The organism is Nocardioides conyzicola, assembly GCF_039543825.1.
Lineage (GTDB): Bacteria > Actinomycetota > Actinomycetes > Propionibacteriales > Nocardioidaceae > Nocardioides > Nocardioides conyzicola.
Genome location: NZ_BAABKM010000003.1, coordinates 289,589 through 308,928, shown reverse-complemented (window position 1 = coordinate 308,928; position 19,340 = coordinate 289,589). Strand labels below are relative to the sequence as shown.

Here is a 19,340-nt window from a genome sequence, read left to right as displayed (position 1 = left end):
GCCTCAGCCGCGCTCGCTGCTGTCGGCGTACATCTGGGGGCACTCGCCACCGGGCGTGGTGGCCAGCTCGAAGTGCCAGATCTCGTTGGCGAAGACCTGGCAGAGCCCGTAGCGGTCCCCGTGCTGGATCAGCCAGTCGTCGGCGTCGGTCGGGCCGATGTCGACGGCGTCCCCGGTGACATGGGCGGACGTGTCGGGAGTGGACACGTAGCGGCGCGCCTCCTCCTCGCTCCCGTACTTGCTCACCGCCTCCGTGAAGAGGCGCCGCTGGTGGGCCTTGCTGCGCCAGCCGCTGGTCACGAGCAGGCCCACCCCGTCGTCGCTCGCGTCCTTCGCCGCGGCCTGCAGGGCGGCGAGGAGGTCGGGGTCGAGGTTGCCGATCGTCGGTCGGCTGGTGTCGAAGGGGCCGCCGCCGGGGCCCTGGTCGGTAGCCGCCCGGAGCCGGGGCACGCCGACGTGGTCGCGAGCGGACGGCTCCGAGGTGCCGCACGCGAGAGCCGCGACGGCGACGACGAGCAGGGTGGCGGCGAGGGTCCCGAGGGTTCGATGGTGGATCACCTCAGCAACGTAGGCAGCGGGCGGTGCCCCGCACCTCCGTCGCAGGTGCCGGTCGTCGCGACCAGCGACCAGTCCGCGTCGTCCCGCCGTCCTACGGCTGGCGGACGGGCTCTTCCATCCGGTAGCCGACGCCGCGCACGGTGCGGATGTAGCGGGAGCCGCCGAGCTTGCGGCGCAGGTTGCCGACGTGGACCTCGACGACGTGGGTGTCTCCGATCCACGGCGTGCCCCACACGGCCTTGAGCAGCTCCTCGCGGGTGACGACCCTGGCGGGGGACCGCATCAGCTCGGTGAGCAGGTCGAACTCGGTGCGGGTGAGGAGCAGCTCCTCGCCCTCGCGGTGGACCCGGCGGGCGGAGACGTCGACGCGGAGCTCGCCGTACGACAGCACCTCGGCGACGTCGCCCTCCGCCGGGACGCTCGGTCGCGGGCGACGGAACATCGCGTTGACGCGGGCCTGGAGCTCGCGGAGGCTGAACGGCTTCGCCATGAAGTCGTCGGCGCCGGTCTCGAGGCCCAGCAGGCGGTCGATCTCGTCGGAGCGCGCGGTCACCATGATGATGTAGGCGTCCGTGGTCTCGCGGATCTGACGGCAGACCTCGATGCCGTCGATCCCGGGCAGGCCGAGGTCGAGGGTGACCAGGTCGGGGTTGACCGCTCGCACCGCCGCGACCCCGCCGGGACCGGTGTCGACCGCGGTCACCTCGAGCCCGAGATCGGTGAGAGCGTGGGTGATCAGCTCGCGGATGTCGCGGTCGTCCTCGACCACGACGGCGCGGCGGACCGGCTGCGGAACTCCCTCCATGGGGACGGATGATGCCACGAACGCGCCCGTTATCGTTCCGTGATCGGACAGTGACCTTCTCGTGTCTCGCCGGGGGTCCGTCGGAACCCGGCCGACAGGACGGTAGCGCCTCACCCGACCCCGTGGGTTACGGACACGTGTCGGGAGCTCACAGCAAGTCCGTGCGTGCGTGACACCGGGCCGAAACAACGCGGACACGTGGCACCCGTAACTTCGCGGTCACCGGCCGTGGGGAGCGGCGTGCGCGTGAGGGAGCCAGGACCAATGAGTGGGAACAAGGTACGTCTGCAGGCCATCGCGGACGTCGAGGCGTACGTCGCCCCGGCGATCAGCTTCGACCCCGGCGAGGAGCCGGGCGAGATCTTCGGCTCGAACGTCTTCAGCGTGAGCGTCATGCAGAAGCGCCTGCCGAAGTCGGTGTACAAGTCGGTGCTCGCGACCATCGAGAAGTCCGCTCCGCTGGACCCGTTGGTCGCCGACGCCGTCGCCTCGGCGATGAAGGACTGGGCGCTCGAGAAGGGCGCGACCCACTACGCGCACGTCTTCTACCCGCTGACCGGGCTGACCGCCGAGAAGCACGACAGCTTCCTCGACCCGGTCGGCGACGGCACGGCGTTCGCGTCGTTCTCGGGCAAGACCCTGATCCAGGGCGAGCCGGACGCGTCCAGCTTCCCGAACGGCGGCCTGCGCAACACGTTCGAGGCCCGTGGCTACACCGGCTGGGACGTGATGAGCCCGGCGTACGTCCTGGAGAACCCGAACGGCAACACGCTGTGCATCCCGACGGTCTTCATCTCGATGACCGGCGAGGCGCTCGACCACAAGACGCCGATCCTGCGCTCGCAGCAGGCGATGGCGGTGCACGCCGAGCGCGTGCTCAAGCTCTTCGGCTACGACAACTCCGAGCACGTCGTGTCGTACCTCGGTCCCGAGCAGGAGTACTTCCTGATCGACCGCCACTTCTTCCTGTCGCGCCCCGACCTGATCAACGCGGGCCGCACCCTCTTCGGCGCCAAGCCGCCGAAGGGCCAGGAGTTCGACGACCACTACTTCGGCGCCATCCCGGAGCGCGTGCTGGCGTTCATGATGGACACCGAGCGGGAGCTCTTCAAGCTCGGCATCCCGGCCAAGACCCGTCACAACGAGGTCGCGCCCGGCCAGTTCGAGGTCGCGCCGATGTTCGAGCGGGCCAACCAGGGCTCCGACCACCAGCAGCTGCTGATGACGACCTTCAAGTCCGTCGCCAAGAAGCACGGCATGGAGTGCCTCTTCCACGAGAAGCCGTTCGCCGGCGTCAACGGCTCGGGCAAGCACGTGAACTTCTCGCTGGGCAACAGCGAGCTCGGCAGCCTCTTCGTGCCGGGGGACAGCCCGCACGACAACGCGCAGTTCCTCGTCTTCTGCGGCGCCATCATCCGCGGCGTCGACCTCTACAGCGGCCTGCTGCGCGCGTCGGTGGCCTCGGCCAGCAACGACCACCGCCTCGGCGCCAACGAGGCCCCGCCGGCGATCATCTCGATCTTCCTCGGCGACCAGCTGGCCGACGTGTTCGACCAGATCGCCAAGGGCGGCGCGACCCACTCCAAGGAGCGCGGCACCCTCGCCATCGGCGTCGACACCCTGCCCGACCTGACCAAGGACCCGGGCGACCGCAACCGCACCTCGCCGTTCGCGTTCACCGGCAACCGGTTCGAGTTCCGCGCGCCGGGCTCCCTCCAGACCGTCGCCGGGCCGATGGTCATGCTCAACACGATCATGGCGGAGGCGCTCGACTACTGCGCGACCGAGCTCGAGACGGCGGTCGCCGAGGGCACCGACTTCAACGACGCGGTGCAGGCGCTGCTGGCGACGATCATCGCCGACCACGGCAAGGTGATCTTCAACGGCAACGGCTACTCCGACGAGTGGCCGATCGAGGCCGAGCAGCGCGGGCTCAAGAACCTGCGCACGACGATCGACGCGCTGCCCGAGCTGATCACGCCCGAGGCGATCGAGCTGTTCTCGAAGTACAACGTCTTCAACGAGCGCGAGATGCACAGCCGCTACGAGGTCGGCATCGAGCAGTACGTCCTGACCGTCTCGGTCGAGGCCAACCTGACCCTCGAGATGGGACAGACGACGATCCTGCCGGCAGCGGTCCGCTACCAGACCGAGCTCGCGCAGAACGTGGCGGCGCTCAAGGCGGCCGGTGTCGAGGCGGACCTGTCCCTCCTCGACGAGGTCTCCGGCCCGATCGCCGACCTCCGGGCCGCGCTCGTCACGCTCGCCTCCGCGATCGCGCACGAGCACGACAGCGACGGGATCGTCGCGGCGACGTACCTCCGCGACACGGTGCTCCCGGCGATGGCGGCGGTGCGCACCGCCGCCGACACCCTCGAGGGCCTGGTGGCCGACGACCTGTGGGCGCTACCCACCTACCAGGAGATGCTCTACATCCTCTGACCCGGCCGGCGGCCGCTCGACCCGGCCGCTCGTCCGCACCGACACGGCTCCCTCGGCACTTCCCGCCGGGGGAGCCGGGTCGCGTCGCTCAGCGATGCGACGTCGGGAGGAGGACGCTGACGGTCATGCCGTCGCCGTGCTCGCACGGGACCGGTGCCGTGGTGCCGTGGCTGGCGTGGGTGCCGGCGAAGCACAGGCGCAGCTCGCCACCGGCCTCGGTGACCACCTGGTCGACCAGGGACAGGCCCAGGCCGGCACCGGGCCGCGACCGCGCGCCCGGGGAGCGGGTGAACCGCGCGGTCGCCGTCTCGAGCAGGTCCGGGGTCATGCCCTCGCCGTCGTCGCGCACGGTGAGGCGGACCCAGTCGTCGACCACGGCGACGGTGACGCGGACCGGCGCTCGACCGTGGAGAAGGGCGTTCTGCACGAGGTTGTCGACGACCCGCTCGACGGCAATCGGGTCGAGCGCGGCGGAGACGCGGGCGGGCGCCAGCGTCACCTCGATGTCGTCGGCCCGCTCGGGGAGCGCCAGGCGGCGGCGCTCGACGACGGCGCCGACCACCACGTTGACGTCGGTCGTCGTGCCCGTCGTCGACGTGACCGACCCGAGCTCCAGCAGCTGCTCGGCGAGGTCGGCCAGCCGGGACACGTCGACGGCCAGCTCGTCCAGCGTGCGCTCGTGCTCGTCGATCGTGCGGGTACGGCGACGGGCGAGCTGGATCCTGCTCTTGAGCAGCGTCAGCGGTGTCCGCAGCTCGTGGCTGGCGTCGTCGACGAAGCGTCGCTCGTGCTCGAGCGACCGCTCGAGGGCGGCGAGCATGTCGTTGAGCGTGTGGCCGAGGCGGGTGATCTCGTCGTCGCGTCCCGGAGGTACGTCGAGACGCAGCCCGGCCGCGCCGCCGGCGATGTCGGCCGCACGGCGGCGGTAGCGCTCGACCGGTCGGAGAGCCGCCCGGGCCAGCACGTCGCCGACGACGGCGGCGATCGCGAGCGCACCGAGGCCGGCGAGCGTCAGCTGCAGCAGCAGCTCGCGCAGCGCCTCGTCCCGGTGGCCGCGGCGCACGGCCACCACCAGGTAGGCCGAGCCCGGCTCGACCGCCGTCACCTGCACCCGGTAGGGGTCGGGGGTGACCGGCAGGAGCGTGCCGATGTCCTCGGTCAGCGTGCCGGACCCCACCCGGGCCAGGTCGCCGGGGTCGACGAGCGGGCCGGCGGGCGCGGGGCCTCCGGAGTCCACGACGCGCCCGGTCCGGTCCAGCACCTGCCACCCCGCCCCGGTGGCGGCCGCTGCCTCGGGGGAGCCGACCCGGCCGGACGCACCGACCAGGGGTGCGATGGTCGCGGCCGCCTGGTCGAGCTCGGTGTCGAGCCCGCGGTCCAGGGCGTACTCGACCCGCCAGTAGACGAACGCGCCGGCCGCGATCAGCAGCACGAGCATGGCGAGGACGAACCCGGCCACCAGCCGGACCCGCAGCGGCAGGCGGCTCACGCGGGATCGACCCGGTAGCCGGCGCCACGGACCGTCGTGATGGTGCTGGTCCCGAAGGGGCGGTCGATCTTGGACCGGATCGAGGCCAGGTGCACGTCGATCACGTTGCTGCGCAGGTCGGTCTCGCCGTCCCAGACCTCGTCGAGGATCGTGTAGCGGGACACGACCTGCCCGGCCCGGGCGACCAGCAGGTGCAGGACGTCGAACTCCCGGGCGGACAGCTCGATCGGGGTGCCCGCGCGCGAGACCCGTCGGGACATCGGGTCGACCACCAGGTCGTCGACCTCGACGACCGCGTCCTCGCCGTACGCCGAGCGCCGGCGCAGCGCCCGCAGGCGGGCCAGCAGCTCGTCGAGGTCGAACGGCTTGGCGAGGTAGTCGTCGGCGCCGGCGTCGAGCCCGTCGATCCGGTCGCGCACGTCCCCGCGGGCCGTCAGCATCAGGACGGGAGTCGTGACGCCGAGGCTGCGCAGCCGCCGGCAGACGGTGACCCCGTCGGTCCCGGGCAGCATCCAGTCGAGGAGCAGGACGTCGTACGGGAGGCCGTCGGGCAGCGCCCGGCCGTAGGCGGCGGTCCCGTCGTGGACGACCTCGACGTCCCACCCGGCCTCGGTCAGCGACTGCTCGAGGAGGTCGGCGAGCCGGACATCGTCCTCCGCCACCAGGATCCGCACGGTCCCACTCTGCACCCCCGACGGTGGATTCATCGTCCCTTCATGTTGCCTCTCCTACGGTGCGCGGCATGACCGATGCACTGGCAGTCGACGCCGTCGGCGTCACCAAGACGTTCGGCTCCGTGCGGGCCGTGGACGACATCTCGATCCGGGTGAAGGCGGGGGAGGTGTACGGCGTGCTCGGGCCCAACGGCGCCGGCAAGACGACCTTCCTCCGGATGCTCTTCGGGCTGATCCGGCCCGACTCCGGCACGATCGAGGTCTTCGGCCGGACCTGGGCGGGCGACGGGGTGGGCGTCCTCGACGGGGTCGCCGGGTTCATCGAGAGCCCGAAGTTCTACCCGTACCTCACGGGCCGGCAGAACCTCGACGGACTCGTCCTCCTCGACGGCGGCGTCCGACCCGGCCTGCTCGAGGAGGTCCTCGAGCTCGTGGAGATGACCGACCGCGCCGACCAGAAGGTCGGTGGCTACTCGTACGGCATGCGGCAACGACTGGGCGTCGCGGCCAGCCTGCTGCGCGAGCCGCGGCTGCTGGTCCTCGACGAGCCCGCCAACGGCCTGGACCCCGGCGGCATCCGGGACATGCGGGCGCTGGTGAAGCGGCTCGCGGCCAGCGGGCTGACCGTGCTGCTCAGCTCGCACCACATGGACGAGGTCGAGGAGATCTGCGACAACGTCACGATCATGCGGACCGGCACGGTCGCGTTCCACGGCACGATCGCGGAGCTGCGGCGGATGGCGCCCGATCCCGGATACCGCCTCTCGACCTCCCACGACGAGCGAGCGATCGCCATCGCCCGACGGCACCCGGCGGTGACCGTCGTCGCCGACTCCGGGGGTGAGGCCGGCCCGGGGCTGGTGGTGACCGGTGCGCAGCGGCAGGTGTCGGGCTACGTCGCGTCCATCATCCAGGCCGACATCGAGCTGCTCGAGCTCACCCCGACCCAGACGCCGCTGGAGGCGTTGTTCTTCATGCTCACCGACCGCCCCCAGGAGGAGTCGCGATGAGCGTCGGTGTGATCGCCCCGCTGCGGTGGGAGCTGCGCAAGCTGCGTGCCCAGTACCGTGCCCGCGCCGTCCTCGTCGGCGCCGTGCTCATGCCGATCGTGGTCGTCGTGGTCATCCAGGGCCAGTCCCGGCCGCCGAAGGACACCCTGCTCGGTCGGTTCGCCACCGAGAACGGGTACGCCCTCGCCTTCCTCGTCCTGGGTTTCGCCTCGCAGTGGGTGCTCCCGCTGCTGACGGCGATCGTGGCCGGGGACATCTTCGCCAGCGAGGACCAGCACGGCACCTGGAAGACCGTGCTCACCCGCTCCACCAGCCGCGGGCAGCTGTTCTGGGCCAAGACCCTGACCGCTGCCGGCTTCGCGGCGGTCGTGCTGCTGGTGCTCGCGACCTCCACCATCGTCGCCAGCCTGCTGATCGTCGGTCACCAGCCGCTGATCGGGCTGTCGGGCCAGACCATCCCGGCGGCCGAGGCGCTCCGGCTCGTGGCCGCCAGCTGGGCCTCGATGCTGCCGCCGATGCTGGGCTTCACCTGCCTGGCGATCCTGCTGTCCGTGTGGTCGCGCAACCCCGCCGTCGGCATCGCGGCTCCGGTCGTGATCGGCATGGTCATGCAGCTCGTCGGGGCTCTTGGCGGCGTCGAGGCGATCCGGCCCTTCCTGCTCAGCACGCCGTTCGAGGCCTGGCACGGCCTGCTCACCCAGCCCCGTTTCACGGGCCCGCTCCTCGACGGTCTGCTGACCAGCGGCGCCTGGTGCGCCCTCTCGCTGGCCGTCGCCTTCGTCCTGCTCCGTCGTCGTGACATCACTGGAGGCTGACCGCCATGCGTCGCACCATCCTCACCGCCGTCGTCGCCCTGCTGGTCGTGCTGGGACTCGGCACCGCCGTCATCGCGGCCAACGGCGGCGACCGCAGCACCGTGACCCGGGCCCGCCTCGAGCGGTCGCTGCCCGTCACCTTCGCCAACCTCTACACGAAGCAGGCCGAGCTCCAAGGTCGGACCGGGGTCACCCCGGCCTCCCTCGACGCCCGGGCCATGTGTGACAAGGCCGGGGCCGTGGGCAAGGACGTCGGCCCCGGAGGGGACTGGGTATGCCTGATGAGCTGGACCGACCCCGAGGTGCCGATGCCACCGGAGGGCTACGGCAAGTTCGAGCTCAACGTGCACAGCAACGACTGCTACACGGCCAGCGGACCCAGCAAGCTCACGGGCTTCCTGACGATGACGGACAGCAAGGGACGGGAGGTCACCAACCCGGTCTTCGAGTTCGACGGCTGCTTCGACCCCCAGGGCGACGACACCGCCACCGGGATCGTCTTCCCGTCGCTGCTCGCCATCACCAGCACGACGGCCGCGCCGGCCGCCGACGGCACGACCAGCGTCCAGGTCACCTGCGGCACCGGTGACCGGGGCTGCGCCGGCTCCGTCGTCGTGACCGCGGGCGGCACCGACCTCGGGACCGTCCCGTTCGACCTGCAGGAGGAGTCGACCGGCTCCGTGGTCGTGCCGAGGACCGTGCCGCACAGCGCCGAGGAGCTGACCTTCACCGTGCGGACGACCACCGGGGTCGGCCCGACCTCGCCGGTCACGCTCCCGGTCCAGCCCGGGGTTTGACCCGGATTTGAGGTCGCCTTGGCGTCCCGCTGACCCGGGTGTCGCGAGCCTGGGACAGCTGGCGCACACCGGGTGCGCCGTACGAAAGGACCGTGCATGCCCTCCGACGTCTTCGGCCTACCGGTGCACCCGCTCCTGGTGCACGCGACCGTCGTGTTCGTGCCGTTGGCGGTCGTGATGGTGATCGGCGCCGTGCTGGTCCCGCGCTTCCGCGCGTGGGCCGGCCCGCTCCCCGCTGCGGTCAGCCTGGTCGCGCTCGTCCTGACCCCGCTGTCGACCGCCAGCGGCGAGAACCTCGAGCACGACCTGCCGCACAACGCGCTGATCGAGCGGCACGCGGAGCTGGGCGACCAGCTGCTGTTCTTCACCATCGCGCTGTTCGTCCTCGCTGCGGGCTTCTGGTGGCTGACGCGGCGCGCCACGAGGGCTGACCGGTTCCCGGGCTGGCTGGCGACGGTCGTGGGGATCCTCGCGATCGTGACCGCCGTGGCGACCGGCGTGCAGGTGGCCCGGATCGGGCACAGCGGCGCCGAGGCGGCCTGGTCCGACGTGGGTTCGTGACGGACTACCCTGCGCTCATGGTCCGGATCCTGGTCGTCGAGGACGACGACGCGATCCGCAAGGCGCTGAGCCGCGGCCTCGTCGAGCACGGCGCGACGGTGATCGCCGTGGCCTCCGCGGTCGAGGCGATCAAGACCCTGCAGACCGAGCGACCCGAGGCCGTGATGCTCGACCTCGGGCTGCCCGACCTGGACGGCGCCGACGTGCTGGCCCTGATCCGCACCACGAGCGACGTGCCCGTCGTGATCGCGACGGCCCGCGACGACGAGCGCGAGATCGTCCGGCTGCTCGACGCCGGGGCGGACGACTACCTGATCAAGCCGTTCTCCGCGGGCCAGGCGATGGCCCGGATCCGTGCCGTGCTCCGGCGTACGTCGCCCTCCGCCTCCGCCGACCCGCGCGTCGTCGTCGGTGGGCTGGTCGTCGACCCGGTCTCGCGTACGGCGAGCGTGGACGGCCAGGAGCTCACCCTCAACCGCAAGGAGTTCGACCTGCTGCTCGCCCTCGCGTCTCGGCCGGGTGAGGTCGTGAGCAAGCGCCAGCTGCTCGCCGAGGTCTGGCAGATGCCCTGGGGCGGCGCCGACCGCACGGTCGACGTCCATCTGTCGTGGATCCGCCGCAAGCTGGGGGAGACCGCCGCCGAACCGCGCTACCTGCACAGCGTGCGAGGCGTCGGGGTGAAGCTCGTCGACCCCGGGGCGCGATGAGCCTGCGCGCCCGGATCCTCGCGCTGACGGTGGGCGTGGCCGCCACGGTCCTGGTCCTCTTCGCCGTCCCGTTCCTGCTGCTGATCCACCAGGCCGCGGCCGAGCAGGCACGCGACAGCGCGACCGACGTTGCCCAGGGGGTCGCCGACTACATCAGCACGGGTGACGTCGATGCCGACGCGCTGGGCGACTACGTCGACCGCGTCAACGACCGCGACGACTCCTACCCGGTCCAGGTGGTGCTGGCCGACGGCACCAGCCTCGGCCCCTCGGTGCCCGGGCTCGACGAGTCCGACCCGGACGGCGACGGGAGGCGCGGCGGCACCGGCGATGGCGACGACGACAACGACGCGGACAACAGGTACGGCGACCTGCGCCCCACCACCCGGGCGCAGACGCGCCCGGTCGGCGGCGGGTCGCTGGTCGTCATCCAGGTCTCGTCGACCGCCGGGCCGGTGACGGTCGCCGTCTTCGCGTCCGACTCCGAGGTGCGACGCCAGGTCGAGCAGAAGGCGCTGGTGCTCGGCGGGGCGGGACTCGTGCTGCTCCTCGCCGCCGCGGGCGCCGGTGAGCTGGTGGCGCGCCGCCTGGTGCGGCACCTGACGGCGGCGGCGAGGACCGCGGACCGCCTCGGCGAGGGCGACCTCACCGCCCGGGTGCGGGACGAGGGTCCGGAGGAGGTGCGCCGTGTCGGTGCCGCGCTGAACCGGCTCGCGGGCCGGATCGACGAGCTGCTCGCCGCCGAGCGCGAGACGGTCGCCGACCTGTCGCACCGGCTCCGGACGCCGCTGACCGCCGTACGTCTCGACGTGGAGTCGCTGCCGGACACCGACGACAAGGCGGAGCTCGAGGCGCACCTCGCCCAGCTCGAGCGCACGCTGACCGCGGTGATCCACGCCGCCCGGCGACCGCAGCGCGAGGGGGCCGCGCCGCACTGCGACGCGAGCGCGGTCGCCCGGGACCGGTTCGAGTTCTGGGCGCCGCTCGCGGAGGACCAGGGCCGTGGGGTCACGCTGTCGCTCGCCGCTGGTCCGGTCGAGGTGCGCTGCGCCGAGGCCGACCTCGCCGCCGCCCTCGACGCCCTCCTGGAGAACGCCGTCGCGCACACCGCCGAGGGCACTGCGATCGCCGTGGTGCTCGCCGTCGGTGCCGACGGCACCGTCTCCCTCGACGTCCGCGACCGGGGCCCGGGCATTCCCCCGAGCGCGGTCGGCAGGGGCCGCAGCGACCGGGGGTCGACCGGCCTGGGGCTCGACATCGCGCGCTCCTGCGCCGAGGCATCGGGCGGATCGCTCGAGCTCGCCACGACCGACGGCTGGTCCGTCGTCCGGCTGGTGCTCGGCCGCCCCTGACCACGGGCGGCTGACAGGATCATTTGACCCCGATTTGAGCAGGCGTTTCCGTCCGCCTGACGGGGCCGGACGCAGGCTGGTGCCATGACCCAGAACCCGCGTCCACCGCTCCTCCACCGGGCCCGTCGCCGGACGGCCGCCATCGTGATCGGCACCCTCGCGGGCACCGGTGTGCTCACGGCAGCCCTCGCCGCCTCCGCCCAGCAGGCCACGGTGTCGGACCCGACCACCTCCACCTCCGACGGTTCGTCGAGCACCAGTGGGAGCTCGACCTCCGGCACCTCCTCGGACAATTCCTCGGGCAGCTCCTCCAGCAGCTCCAGCGGAGTCGGCTCGAGCACCTCCTCGGGCAGCTCGCAGGGTGGGAGCAGCTCCTCATGAGCCCGACCACCACGTGGCGGGACTGGTCCTGCCGGGTGCGGGTGACCCTGGCCGCGGGCTCCGACGCCGACCTCGAGGCGTCCGCGCGCATCGTGCGGGACCTGATGGACGACGTCGCGATCGCGGTCAGCCGCTTCCGCGACGACTCCGACCTCACCCGGGTCAACGCGCGAGCGGGAGCCCTCATCCCGGTCAGCGCCCTGACGGTCCAGCTCGTCGAGGTGGCGCTCGACGCCGCTCGGCGGACGGACGGCGCCGTGGACCCGACCGTCGGCGGGCACCTGCTCGACGCCGGCTACACCGACGACATCGACGCCGTGCGGTCGCGTCCCCGGCGCGGGGTCGCGGTGCCGGGCATGGCGGCCAGCTGGGCGGCGGTCGCGGTGCACCGCGACCTGCGGCTGGTCGGGATCCCGGTCGGCCTGCGTCTCGACCTCGGCGCGACCGCCAAGGCCTGGACCGCCGACGAAGCGGCCCGCCGGGTGCACACACGCCTCGGCGTCCCGGCGCTGGTCGAGATCGGCGGCGACCTCTCGGTCGCCGGCCCGGTGCCCCAGCCGTGGCGCATCGACGTCGCCGAGGTCGCGGGCGACCCGGCGTACCGGGTCGAGGTCACCCACGGCGGCCTGGCGACCTCGTCGGTCCTCGCCCGCGCCTGGACCTCGGACCGTGGCCCCGAGCACCACGTGATCGACCCTCGCACCTCCCGTCCGGCTCGTGGATCGGTGCGGACCGCGACCGTCTGGGCGCCGACCGCCGTCGAGGCCAACACGTGGAGCACCGCCGCGATCGTCTGGGGCGACTCGGCCGAGGCCCGACTGCTCGAGGCCGGGGTCGACGCCCGGCTCGTCGACGCCGACGGCCGCTCGACGCTGCTCGGTGCGTGGCCGGCCGACGAGCGGGTGACGGCATGACGCTCTGGTACCTCGCCCGCGCCGCCGGCTTCGCTGCCCTGCTCGCGGCCACCGCCTCGGTGACGCTCGGTGCCCTCTCGTCCGGTGCCCGTGCCCGCGACCCGCAGAGCGTCGACCGACGGATCCTGCGGCAGCTGGCCCACCGGTCGGCTGCCGTCGTCACCCTGGCGATGCTGGCCCTCCACGTCGTGCTGCTGGTGCTCGACAGCTACGTCGACGTCAGCGTGACCGGCGTGCTCGTGCCGTTCACCGCCGGCTACCGCGGGTTCGCGCTCGGCCTGGGCACCCTCGCCGCCTACGCGCTGCTTGTGGTCGCCCTGACCGGCGCCGCCCGCGGACGGATCGCGGCATCCGCACGCGGGGCCCGGACGTGGCGCGTCGTCCACCTCTCGGCGTACGCCGTGTGGGTGCTGTCGATGGCGCACGGCCTGCTCGCCGGCAGCGACACCGCGAGCTGGTGGACCTGGCCGTTGTACGGCGCCTGCGCCCTCTCGGTCGTGGTCGCCTCCTGGATCCGGGTCGCCGCCGCCGACGACCACCACGTCGCACCCCTGCCGACCGCCCGTCGCCAGCTCACCTCCGGAGGCATCCGATGACCGTGCTCGACACCCGCCCCGTTCCCACGGCGTACGGGACCGCCCGGCTCCTGGCCGGCGTCACCTCGGGTCGGACCGCCGGCGTCGCCCGGCACCGGGCGCACCACGGAGAGCAGCGCTTCCACGACCAGGCCACGCTGGCGGGCCTCGCCGACAGCGTGCGGCTGCTCGGTCGTGGGGGCGCCGCGTTCCCGGTGGGCGTCAAGCTGCGCGCGATGCCGTCCGGCGCCGCGGTCCAGGTGCTGGTCAACGGGTCCGAGAGCGAGCCGGCGAGCATGAAGGACCGCACGCTGATGCGCCTCGCCCCGCACCTCGTCCTCGACGGCGCCCTGCTCGTCGCCCGCGCCCTCGGCACCCACCACGTCACGGTCGTCGTCCACGACGCCGCGTCCGCGGCTGCGCTCAGGTCGGCCCAGGCGGAGCGGCGCGACGCCGCAGGGGTGCGGATCCTGCACGCCGACGGCGGGTTCATCTCGGGCGAGGTCCGGGCCGCGATCCGGGGGCTCAGCGGCGGGCCGGCGGTCCCGCCCGGGCGTCGGGTGCTGCCGCACGTGCACGGCGTCGACGGCGATCCGACGTTCGCGTCCAACGTCGAGACGTTCGCCCAGCTCGCGCTGGTCGCCTCGCTCGGCGCCGATCGGTTCGCCGAGGTCGGCTCGCCCGACGAGCCCGGGACGACGCTGCTGACGCTGGTGGGCGACGTCCCGCACCCGGGTGTCGTCGAGGTCCCGACCGGGCTGCCGATCTCGGCGCTGCTGCCGGACCAGGACGTGCGTCCCCGCCCGGTCCTCGTGGGCGGCTACCACGGCAGCTGGGTCACCGACATACGCGACCTCCGACTGGATCGGCCGGCGCTCCGGGCTGCGGGACTGCCGCTGAACGCAGGCGTCGTCGCGAGGTTGTCTCCTGACACCTGCGCGCTCGGTGAGGTGGCCGCCGTGGCCTCGTGGCTGGCCGGCCAGTCCGCCGGTCAGTGCGGCCCGTGCTTCTTCGGTCTCCCCACCGTCGCCCGCGACGTGCACTCGCTGCTGCGGGGCGACGATCCGGGTGCCGAGCTCGCCCGACGGGTCGCGCAGCTCCCCGGACGGGGAGCCTGCGCCCACCCCGACGGCTCCGCCATGTTCGTGCGTACGGCGTTGACCGCCCTCGCCGACGAGGTCGAGGCCCATCGACGGCACGGGACGTGCGGACGTCCGTGGCGAGGGGAGCTGCCGTCATGAGGCTCGAGGTCGACTGGACCCGTTGCGACGGGCACGGACTGTGCGCCCGACTGCTCGCCGAGCGCGTCGAGCTCGACGAGTGGGGCTACCCGGTCGTCGCCGACCCTGACGTCGCCCCGACGCTCGAGCGGCATGCCCGCCGCGCCGTCGCGGCCTGCCCGCGGCTCGCCCTCCGGCTGACCTGACGTCAGGCGGCGCCGCCGTGCAGGAGCTGCTCGAGCGCCTCGACGACCAGCCGGTGGTCGTCGAGCTGGGGGAGGCCCGAGACGGCGATCGTGCCGATGCAGCCGGTGTCGCGCAGCAGCACCGGGAACGCCCCGCCGTGCGCGGCATAGAGGGTCGGGTCCAGGCGGGAGTCGGTGTCGAAGGACTTGCCCGCGACCCGGAACTGCTCCCCGACACGCAGGGACGAGCAGCCGTAGCGGTCCACGACCGCGCACTTGCGGTCCAGCCACCCGTCGTTGTCGGCCGAGGCGCCGGGGAGCGCGGCGTGGAAGAGCCGCTGCCCGTTGCGGCGCACCGAGATCGCCACCGGCAGCCGGGCGGCGGCCGCGGCCTCGCGCAGGGCGACGCCGACGTCCCAGGCGACGGCCTCGTTGAAGGCGTCGAACACCAGGCGCTGCTCCTGGGCGATCAGCTCGTCGAGCAGGGTGTGGTCGGTCATGCCGTGAGGCTACCGCCGGACGCTGGGTCGGCTGGCGCGGTCAGCTGGGGAGCAGCCGGCGGCCGGTGATCTCGCGCTGCTCGATCACCACGTGCAGCGCGTGTGCTCCCGCCGGCCAGGTCTCGATGCCCGGCCAGGTGCGGGGGAGCCGCGCGGCGTCGTACACGATGTGCGCGGTGCCGTGGACCTGCACGCTCCACCCGGAGCGGGTGAACTCGTCGACCTCGTCGACCTGGAAGGTCACGGGCAGGTCGTCGATCTCGCGCGACAGCGACGACCGCGCGGTGGTCCGGAACCAGATCTCCGAGTCCGCGACGATGAAGTTGACCGGCAGCACGGTCGGTGCGGCCGGGCCGTTCCACGCGATCCGGCCGACGGCGTGGGTGCCGAGGAGCCGTTCGCACTCGTCGGGCGCGAGGTCGACCAGGGTGCCGTCGATCCACGTGAAGCCGTTGCTCGTGCTCATGCCACCATCCTCCGACCGGCTCGCGCCGACCGCCAGGTGCGTCGGTCCCTCGGTTGCGGGACGTTCGGCCCTCCAAGGCTGATACTGGGCGCATGACGCCCCGTCGCCGTCGCCGCTTCGACTCAGGTCTCCTGGTCCTGCCGACCGACCCCATCGACGCGCGCAACCGCGACCGCCTGGGCGAGCCCGGGCCGCACAGCCTCGTCGACAGTGCGGTCTACGTCGCGGGGGAACGCGTCGGTGCGCCGAAGACCCTGGCCGAGACGTACGCCGAGCTCTCCGCCCACGAGCACGCGGTCGCGTGGATCGGCCTCTACCGACCGGACGCGCGCGAGCTCACGTCGCTGGCGGCCGAGTTCGGGCTGCACGACCTCGCCATCGAGGACGCCGTGCTCGCGCACCAGCGACCCAAGCTCGAGAGGTACGGCGACACGCTCTTCGTCGTGCTGCGGCCGGCGCGCTACGTCGACTCGGAGGAGGAGGTCGAGTTCGGGGAGGTGCACCTCTTCGTCGGCCGCAACTTCGTGGTCACGGTCCGGCACAGCGAGGCACCCGACCTCGGCGCCGTCCGCCGCCGGCTCGAGGGCGACCACGAGCTGCTCGCGCTCGGCGCGGAGGCGATCCTCTACGCGATCCTCGACAGCGTCGTCGACGGCTACGCCCCGGTCGTCGCCGGTCTCGAGAACGACATCGACGAGATCGAGACCGAGATCTTCACCGGCGACCCCAAGGTCTCCCGCCGCATCTACGAGCTGACCCGCGAGGTGATCGAGTTCCAGCGCGCGACCCGCCCGCTGGTGGCGATGCTGCACGCGCTGACGGCCGGCTTCGCCAAGTACGGCACCGACGAGGAGCTCCAGCGCTACCTGCGCGACGTCGCCGACCACGTCACCCAGGTGATCGAGCAGGTCGACGGCTTCCGGCAGCTGCTCAGCGAGCTGCTGACCGTCAACGCGACCCTCGTCGCCCAGGCGCAGAACGAGGAGATGAAGAACCTCGCGCTCGCCAGCAACGTCCAGAACGACGAGGTGAAGCGGATCTCTGCCTGGGCGGCGATCTTCTTCGCGCCGACCCTGATCGCGGCCGTCTACGGCATGAACTTCCAGCACATGCCCGAGCTCGGCTGGCAGCACGGGTACGCCTTCGCGCTCGCGCTGATGGTCGGGATCTGCGTCGCGTTGTACGTCGCCTTCCGCCGCCGCGACTGGCTCTGAGGCCCAGCTGGCAGTCAGACGATGATCTGCGAGCCCATGATCACGGTGCGGTCGCGGGGCAGGTTGAAGTAGTCGGCCGCGTCGGCGGTGATCGTGGACGTCGAGACGAAGAGCTGCTTGCGCCACCGCGGCATGCCGGGCCCGTCGCCCACGCGGAGCTCGATCGTCGACAGGAAGTACGACGTGTCCTCGGGCTCCGCGGTCAGCTCGGGGCTGGACTGCTTGGCCAGCAGGAGCAGAGCGGGGACGTCGGGCGTCTCCATGTAGCCGTAGCGGGCGTTGACGTGGACGACCCCGTCGTCGGCGTACCCCAGGTCGTCGATCTCGATCCGCTCGTCGTGGTCGACGTACGGCACCGGCATCGTCTCGATCGAGAGGATGACCACGTGCTCGTGCAGGATCCGGTTGTGCTCGACGTTGGCCCGCATCGCCAGCGGGGTCGTGTTCTTGCCACGGTTGAGGAAGACCGCGGTGCCGGGCGAGCGGGGCAGCGGCGGCTCGGCGTCGTGGATCCGCTCGACGAACTCGCGCAGTGATCCCTCGTCGTCCTCCCGCTGGCGGGTGACGAGCTCGCGGCCGCGCTGCCAGGTGGTGAGCACGGTGAAGACCGCGATCGAGATCAGCAGGGGCAGCCAGGCGCCGTGGGCGATCTTGGTGAGGTTGGCGGCGAGGAAGAGCAGCTCCACGCTCAGGAAGGCGGTGGCGCCGAGCACGACGAGCCAGAGCGGGGTGCCCCAGCGCTGCCGGGCGACGTAGAAGAAGAGGATCGTCGTGATCGTGATGGTGCCGGTGACCGTCATGCCGTAGGCGTACGCGAGCGCGGCCGAGCTCTCGAACGCCAGGACCAGGATGAGCACCGAGAACATCAGCACCCAGTTGATCCAGGGCACGTAGATCTGCCCCTGCTGCTCGGCCGAGGTGTGGGTGATCCGCAGCCGCGGCAGGTAGCCCAGCTGCACGGCCTGGCGGGCGACGGAGAACGCACCGGTGATCACGGCCTGGGACGCGATCACGGTCGCGACGGTGGCGAGCACGACCATCGGCACCAGGAGCGGGTCGGGCACGAGCAGGAAGAACGGGCTCGCGATCGCGCCCTTCGGGTCGTCGATGATCAGGGCGCCCTGGCCGAGGTAGCTCAGGATGCAGGCGGGGAAGACCAGCAGCAGCCAGGCCCGCGCGATGGGGCCGCGCCCGAAGTGGCCGAGGTCGGCGTACAACGCCTCGGCGCCGGTGACGGCCAGCACGACGGCGGCCAGGGCGAAGAACGCGGTGGTGAAGTCGCCGACCAGGAACTCGACGGCGTGCGTGGGGAGGAGCGCCTCCAGGACCCGGGGCTCGCGGACGATCCCGCCGATGCCGCACGCGCCGATCGCCGTGAACCACAGGATCATGACCGGTCCGAAGAGGCGTCCCACCCGCTCGGTGCCGAACCTCTGTGCCGCGAACAGCAGCACGATGATGATCGCCGTGATCGGCACGACGTACGGCGAGAAGGACGGCTCGACGAGCTTGATGCCCTCGACGGCTGAGAGGACGGAGATCGCGGGCGTGATGATGCTGTCGCCGAAGAAGAGGGAGGCGCCGAAGATCCCGAGCGCCGCCAGGGCCATCTTGGTGCGCGCGGAGCCGCCGAAGGCGCGCCGCCGGATCAGGGTGATCAGCGAGAGCACCCCGCCCTCGCCGTCGTTGTCCGCGCGCAGGACCAGCAGCACGTACTTGATCGTGACGATGATCGTCACCGACCAGAAGATCAGGGACACGACGCCGTAGACGTGGTCGGTCACAGTGTCGACCGGGTGCGGGTCGTCGGGATTGAAGACCGTCTGGATCGTGTAGATCGGGCTGGTGCCGATGTCGCCGAACACCACGCCGAGCGCACCGACCGTCAGGGCTGCCCGGGCAGGACTGCGCGTGCTCTCGGGATGGGTGCTCATGTGGCTGGACTCTAGGGGAGGGAGCCCACGGCGAAGGCCACCACCACCAGGGTGGTGAGCAGGGCGGCCGTCGCCTGGACGCCCATCAGCATCTTGGCCCTGCTGGTGAGGGGCATGGTGTCGGTCGGGCTGAACGCGCTCGAGTTCGTCAGCGACAGGTAGAGGTAGTCGACGAAGATCGGGATCCACCCGGACTTCATGCTCGAGCCGCGGCTGACCTCGATGACGGCGTCGTCGTTCTCGTCCTGGGAGAACCGCCAGTCGGCGTCGGGCAGGTCCGGGCGCGCGGCTTCCCGGCGTACGACGGGGCCGCCGCGGTCCAGCTCCCAGTAGAGCAGCCCGAAGCCGATGACGTTCGTCAGCCAGATCTGCATCGCCGCGACCAGGAGGTCACCCCCGCTCTCCCCGTTCGTGATCTGGGAGACGAGCAGCCCGAGGGCGACCAGGTTGGTCAGGATCAGCAGCATCGCCAGGGCGATCGAGGCCGAGCGGGACCACCGGGTCTGCCGGGTCATCCGCTTGGGGTTGGTGACCAGGAGCGCGATCAGCAGGAGGACCTCGACGCCCGGGACGATCAGCCGGTTGGTGATCAGCACGGCGCTGGGCAGCAGGGCGTAGACGACGACGGCGACGACGACGGCGCAGGCCGGCGGCAGCCTGTTCTCGCCGGCGGCAGCCCGGCGGTCCGAGCGCTCGTGGACGCTCTTGGAGCTCATCTCGACAGGAGAACACGCGCAGTCG

21 protein-coding genes are annotated in these 19,340 nt (G+C 72.2%); 13 read left to right on the top strand and 8 right to left on the bottom strand.

Annotation, left to right across the window (positions count from 1 at the left end):
* Window positions 1-3 precede the first annotated feature (3 nt).
* Both ABEA34_RS19325 and ABEA34_RS19320 read right to left on the bottom strand, forming a co-directional pair.
* Complete coding sequence (locus ABEA34_RS19325; RefSeq protein ID WP_345523155.1) at window positions 4-558, bottom strand: M15 family metallopeptidase; 555 nt, start codon at window positions 556-558, stop codon at window positions 4-6.
* Between the two features lie 91 nt (window positions 559-649).
* On the bottom strand, window positions 650-1,363 hold the full coding sequence (locus ABEA34_RS19320; RefSeq protein WP_345523154.1) for a response regulator: 714 nt from the start codon (window positions 1,361-1,363) through the stop codon (window positions 650-652).
* 264 nt (window positions 1,364-1,627) lie between these two features.
* Here ABEA34_RS19320 and ABEA34_RS19315 point away from each other — a divergent pair, with 264 nt between their 5' ends.
* Window positions 1,628-3,805 (top strand): glutamine synthetase III family protein, encoded by a 2,178-nt coding sequence (locus ABEA34_RS19315; RefSeq protein WP_345523153.1) that lies wholly within the window; start codon window positions 1,628-1,630, stop codon window positions 3,803-3,805.
* Window positions 3,806-3,893: 88 nt separating this feature from the next.
* Here ABEA34_RS19315 and ABEA34_RS19310 read toward each other — a convergent pair whose 3' ends face one another.
* On the bottom strand, window positions 3,894-5,294 hold the full coding sequence (locus ABEA34_RS19310) for a sensor histidine kinase (protein WP_345523152.1): 1,401 nt from the start codon (window positions 5,292-5,294) through the stop codon (window positions 3,894-3,896).
* Window positions 5,291-5,968 (bottom strand): response regulator transcription factor, encoded by a 678-nt coding sequence (locus ABEA34_RS19305; RefSeq protein WP_345523151.1) that lies wholly within the window; start codon window positions 5,966-5,968, stop codon window positions 5,291-5,293. The genes ABEA34_RS19310 and ABEA34_RS19305 overlap by 4 nt, the downstream gene beginning before the upstream one ends.
* A gap of 68 nt (window positions 5,969-6,036) precedes the next feature.
* Between ABEA34_RS19305 and ABEA34_RS19300 the strand changes: the two genes are divergently transcribed.
* The 11 genes from ABEA34_RS19300 (at window position 6,037) to ABEA34_RS19250 (ending at window position 14,506) form a co-directional block, all read left to right on the top strand.
* Window positions 6,037-6,978 (top strand): ABC transporter ATP-binding protein, encoded by a 942-nt coding sequence (locus ABEA34_RS19300; protein ID WP_345523150.1) that lies wholly within the window; start codon window positions 6,037-6,039, stop codon window positions 6,976-6,978.
* A complete protein-coding gene (locus ABEA34_RS19295; RefSeq protein ID WP_345523149.1) occupies window positions 6,975-7,793 on the top strand; it encodes an ABC transporter permease in 819 nt (272 codons plus the stop codon). The genes ABEA34_RS19300 and ABEA34_RS19295 overlap by 4 nt, the downstream gene beginning before the upstream one ends.
* 5 nt (window positions 7,794-7,798) lie before the next feature.
* Window positions 7,799-8,590 carry a hypothetical protein gene (locus ABEA34_RS19290; protein WP_345523148.1) on the top strand — a complete coding sequence of 264 codons (792 nt, stop codon included), beginning with the start codon at window positions 7,799-7,801 and terminating at the stop codon, window positions 8,588-8,590.
* A 96-nt stretch (window positions 8,591-8,686) separates the two neighbouring features.
* Window positions 8,687-9,151, top strand: a complete 465-nt coding sequence (locus tag ABEA34_RS19285) for a DUF2231 domain-containing protein (RefSeq protein ID WP_345523147.1) — start codon at window positions 8,687-8,689, stop codon at window positions 9,149-9,151.
* 17 nt (window positions 9,152-9,168) lie between these two features.
* Complete coding sequence (locus tag ABEA34_RS19280) at window positions 9,169-9,858, top strand: response regulator transcription factor (RefSeq protein ID WP_345523146.1); 690 nt, start codon at window positions 9,169-9,171, stop codon at window positions 9,856-9,858.
* On the top strand, window positions 9,855-11,210 hold the full coding sequence (locus tag ABEA34_RS19275) for a sensor histidine kinase (protein ID WP_345523145.1): 1,356 nt from the start codon (window positions 9,855-9,857) through the stop codon (window positions 11,208-11,210). Before ABEA34_RS19280 ends, ABEA34_RS19275 begins: the two co-directional genes overlap by 4 nt.
* Window positions 11,211-11,294: 84 nt before the next feature.
* On the top strand, window positions 11,295-11,591 hold the full coding sequence (locus ABEA34_RS19270) for a hypothetical protein (protein ID WP_345523144.1): 297 nt from the start codon (window positions 11,295-11,297) through the stop codon (window positions 11,589-11,591).
* Window positions 11,588-12,505, top strand: coding sequence for an FAD:protein FMN transferase (locus ABEA34_RS19265; RefSeq protein ID WP_345523143.1), 918 nt, complete (start codon window positions 11,588-11,590; stop codon window positions 12,503-12,505). Before ABEA34_RS19270 ends, ABEA34_RS19265 begins: the two co-directional genes overlap by 4 nt.
* Window positions 12,502-13,101, top strand: a complete 600-nt coding sequence (locus tag ABEA34_RS19260; protein WP_345523142.1) for a hypothetical protein — start codon at window positions 12,502-12,504, stop codon at window positions 13,099-13,101. Before ABEA34_RS19265 ends, ABEA34_RS19260 begins: the two co-directional genes overlap by 4 nt.
* Complete coding sequence (locus tag ABEA34_RS19255; protein WP_345523141.1) at window positions 13,098-14,321, top strand: NADH-ubiquinone oxidoreductase-F iron-sulfur binding region domain-containing protein; 1,224 nt, start codon at window positions 13,098-13,100, stop codon at window positions 14,319-14,321. Before ABEA34_RS19260 ends, ABEA34_RS19255 begins: the two co-directional genes overlap by 4 nt.
* Window positions 14,318-14,506, top strand: a complete 189-nt coding sequence (locus ABEA34_RS19250) for a ferredoxin (protein ID WP_345523140.1) — start codon at window positions 14,318-14,320, stop codon at window positions 14,504-14,506. Before ABEA34_RS19255 ends, ABEA34_RS19250 begins: the two co-directional genes overlap by 4 nt.
* Before the next feature lie 2 nt (window positions 14,507-14,508).
* Here ABEA34_RS19250 and ABEA34_RS19245 read toward each other — a convergent pair whose 3' ends face one another.
* Together ABEA34_RS19245 and ABEA34_RS19240 are read right to left on the bottom strand one after the other, a co-directional pair.
* Entirely contained in the window at window positions 14,509-14,985 is a 477-nt protein-coding gene (locus ABEA34_RS19245) for a heme-degrading domain-containing protein (RefSeq protein WP_345523139.1), read from the bottom strand.
* 40 nt (window positions 14,986-15,025) lie between these two features.
* Complete coding sequence (locus ABEA34_RS19240) at window positions 15,026-15,451, bottom strand: pyridoxamine 5'-phosphate oxidase family protein (RefSeq protein WP_345523138.1); 426 nt, start codon at window positions 15,449-15,451, stop codon at window positions 15,026-15,028.
* A 92-nt stretch (window positions 15,452-15,543) separates the two neighbouring features.
* On the opposite strand from ABEA34_RS19240, the gene corA reads away from it, so the two are divergent.
* On the top strand, window positions 15,544-16,665 hold the full coding sequence (corA, locus tag ABEA34_RS19235; protein WP_345523137.1) for a magnesium/cobalt transporter CorA: 1,122 nt from the start codon (window positions 15,544-15,546) through the stop codon (window positions 16,663-16,665).
* Between the two features lie 14 nt (window positions 16,666-16,679).
* Here corA and ABEA34_RS19230 read toward each other — a convergent pair whose 3' ends face one another.
* Together ABEA34_RS19230 and ABEA34_RS19225 are read right to left on the bottom strand one after the other, a co-directional pair.
* The gene (locus ABEA34_RS19230; protein WP_345523136.1) at window positions 16,680-18,599 is read right to left on the bottom strand and encodes a potassium transporter Kup; all 1,920 of its coding nucleotides are present in this window, start codon (window positions 18,597-18,599) and stop codon (window positions 16,680-16,682) included.
* Between the two features lie 11 nt (window positions 18,600-18,610).
* Window positions 18,611-19,315, bottom strand: coding sequence for a hypothetical protein (locus tag ABEA34_RS19225; protein WP_345523135.1), 705 nt, complete (start codon window positions 19,313-19,315; stop codon window positions 18,611-18,613).
* Window positions 19,316-19,340 lie beyond the last annotated feature (25 nt).

Excerpts from the sequence above, each read along its gene's own strand:
- ABEA34_RS19320 (WP_345523154.1), bottom strand. The coding sequence starts at position 1,363 with ATGGAGGGAGTTCCGCAGCCGGTCCGCCGCGCCGTCGTGGTCGAGGAC.
- ABEA34_RS19315 (WP_345523153.1), top strand. The coding sequence starts at position 1,628 with ATGAGTGGGAACAAGGTACGTCTGCAGGCCATCGCGGACGTCGAGGCG.
- ABEA34_RS19300 (WP_345523150.1), top strand. The coding sequence starts at position 6,037 with ATGACCGATGCACTGGCAGTCGACGCCGTCGGCGTCACCAAGACGTTC.
- ABEA34_RS19295 (WP_345523149.1), top strand. The coding sequence starts at position 6,975 with ATGAGCGTCGGTGTGATCGCCCCGCTGCGGTGGGAGCTGCGCAAGCTG.
- ABEA34_RS19290 (WP_345523148.1), top strand. The coding sequence starts at position 7,799 with ATGCGTCGCACCATCCTCACCGCCGTCGTCGCCCTGCTGGTCGTGCTG.
- ABEA34_RS19285 (WP_345523147.1), top strand. The coding sequence starts at position 8,687 with ATGCCCTCCGACGTCTTCGGCCTACCGGTGCACCCGCTCCTGGTGCAC.
- ABEA34_RS19280 (WP_345523146.1), top strand. The coding sequence starts at position 9,169 with ATGGTCCGGATCCTGGTCGTCGAGGACGACGACGCGATCCGCAAGGCG.
- ABEA34_RS19275 (WP_345523145.1), top strand. The coding sequence starts at position 9,855 with ATGAGCCTGCGCGCCCGGATCCTCGCGCTGACGGTGGGCGTGGCCGCC.
- ABEA34_RS19270 (WP_345523144.1), top strand. The coding sequence starts at position 11,295 with ATGACCCAGAACCCGCGTCCACCGCTCCTCCACCGGGCCCGTCGCCGG.
- ABEA34_RS19265 (WP_345523143.1), top strand. The coding sequence starts at position 11,588 with ATGAGCCCGACCACCACGTGGCGGGACTGGTCCTGCCGGGTGCGGGTG.
- ABEA34_RS19260 (WP_345523142.1), top strand. The coding sequence starts at position 12,502 with ATGACGCTCTGGTACCTCGCCCGCGCCGCCGGCTTCGCTGCCCTGCTC.
- ABEA34_RS19255 (WP_345523141.1), top strand. The coding sequence starts at position 13,098 with ATGACCGTGCTCGACACCCGCCCCGTTCCCACGGCGTACGGGACCGCC.
- ABEA34_RS19250 (WP_345523140.1), top strand. The coding sequence starts at position 14,318 with ATGAGGCTCGAGGTCGACTGGACCCGTTGCGACGGGCACGGACTGTGC.
- ABEA34_RS19245 (WP_345523139.1), bottom strand. The coding sequence starts at position 14,985 with ATGACCGACCACACCCTGCTCGACGAGCTGATCGCCCAGGAGCAGCGC.
- ABEA34_RS19240 (WP_345523138.1), bottom strand. The coding sequence starts at position 15,451 with ATGAGCACGAGCAACGGCTTCACGTGGATCGACGGCACCCTGGTCGAC.
- corA (WP_345523137.1), top strand. The coding sequence starts at position 15,544 with ATGACGCCCCGTCGCCGTCGCCGCTTCGACTCAGGTCTCCTGGTCCTG.
- ABEA34_RS19230 (WP_345523136.1), bottom strand. The coding sequence starts at position 18,599 with ATGAGCACCCATCCCGAGAGCACGCGCAGTCCTGCCCGGGCAGCCCTG.
- ABEA34_RS19225 (WP_345523135.1), bottom strand. The coding sequence starts at position 19,315 with ATGAGCTCCAAGAGCGTCCACGAGCGCTCGGACCGCCGGGCTGCCGCC.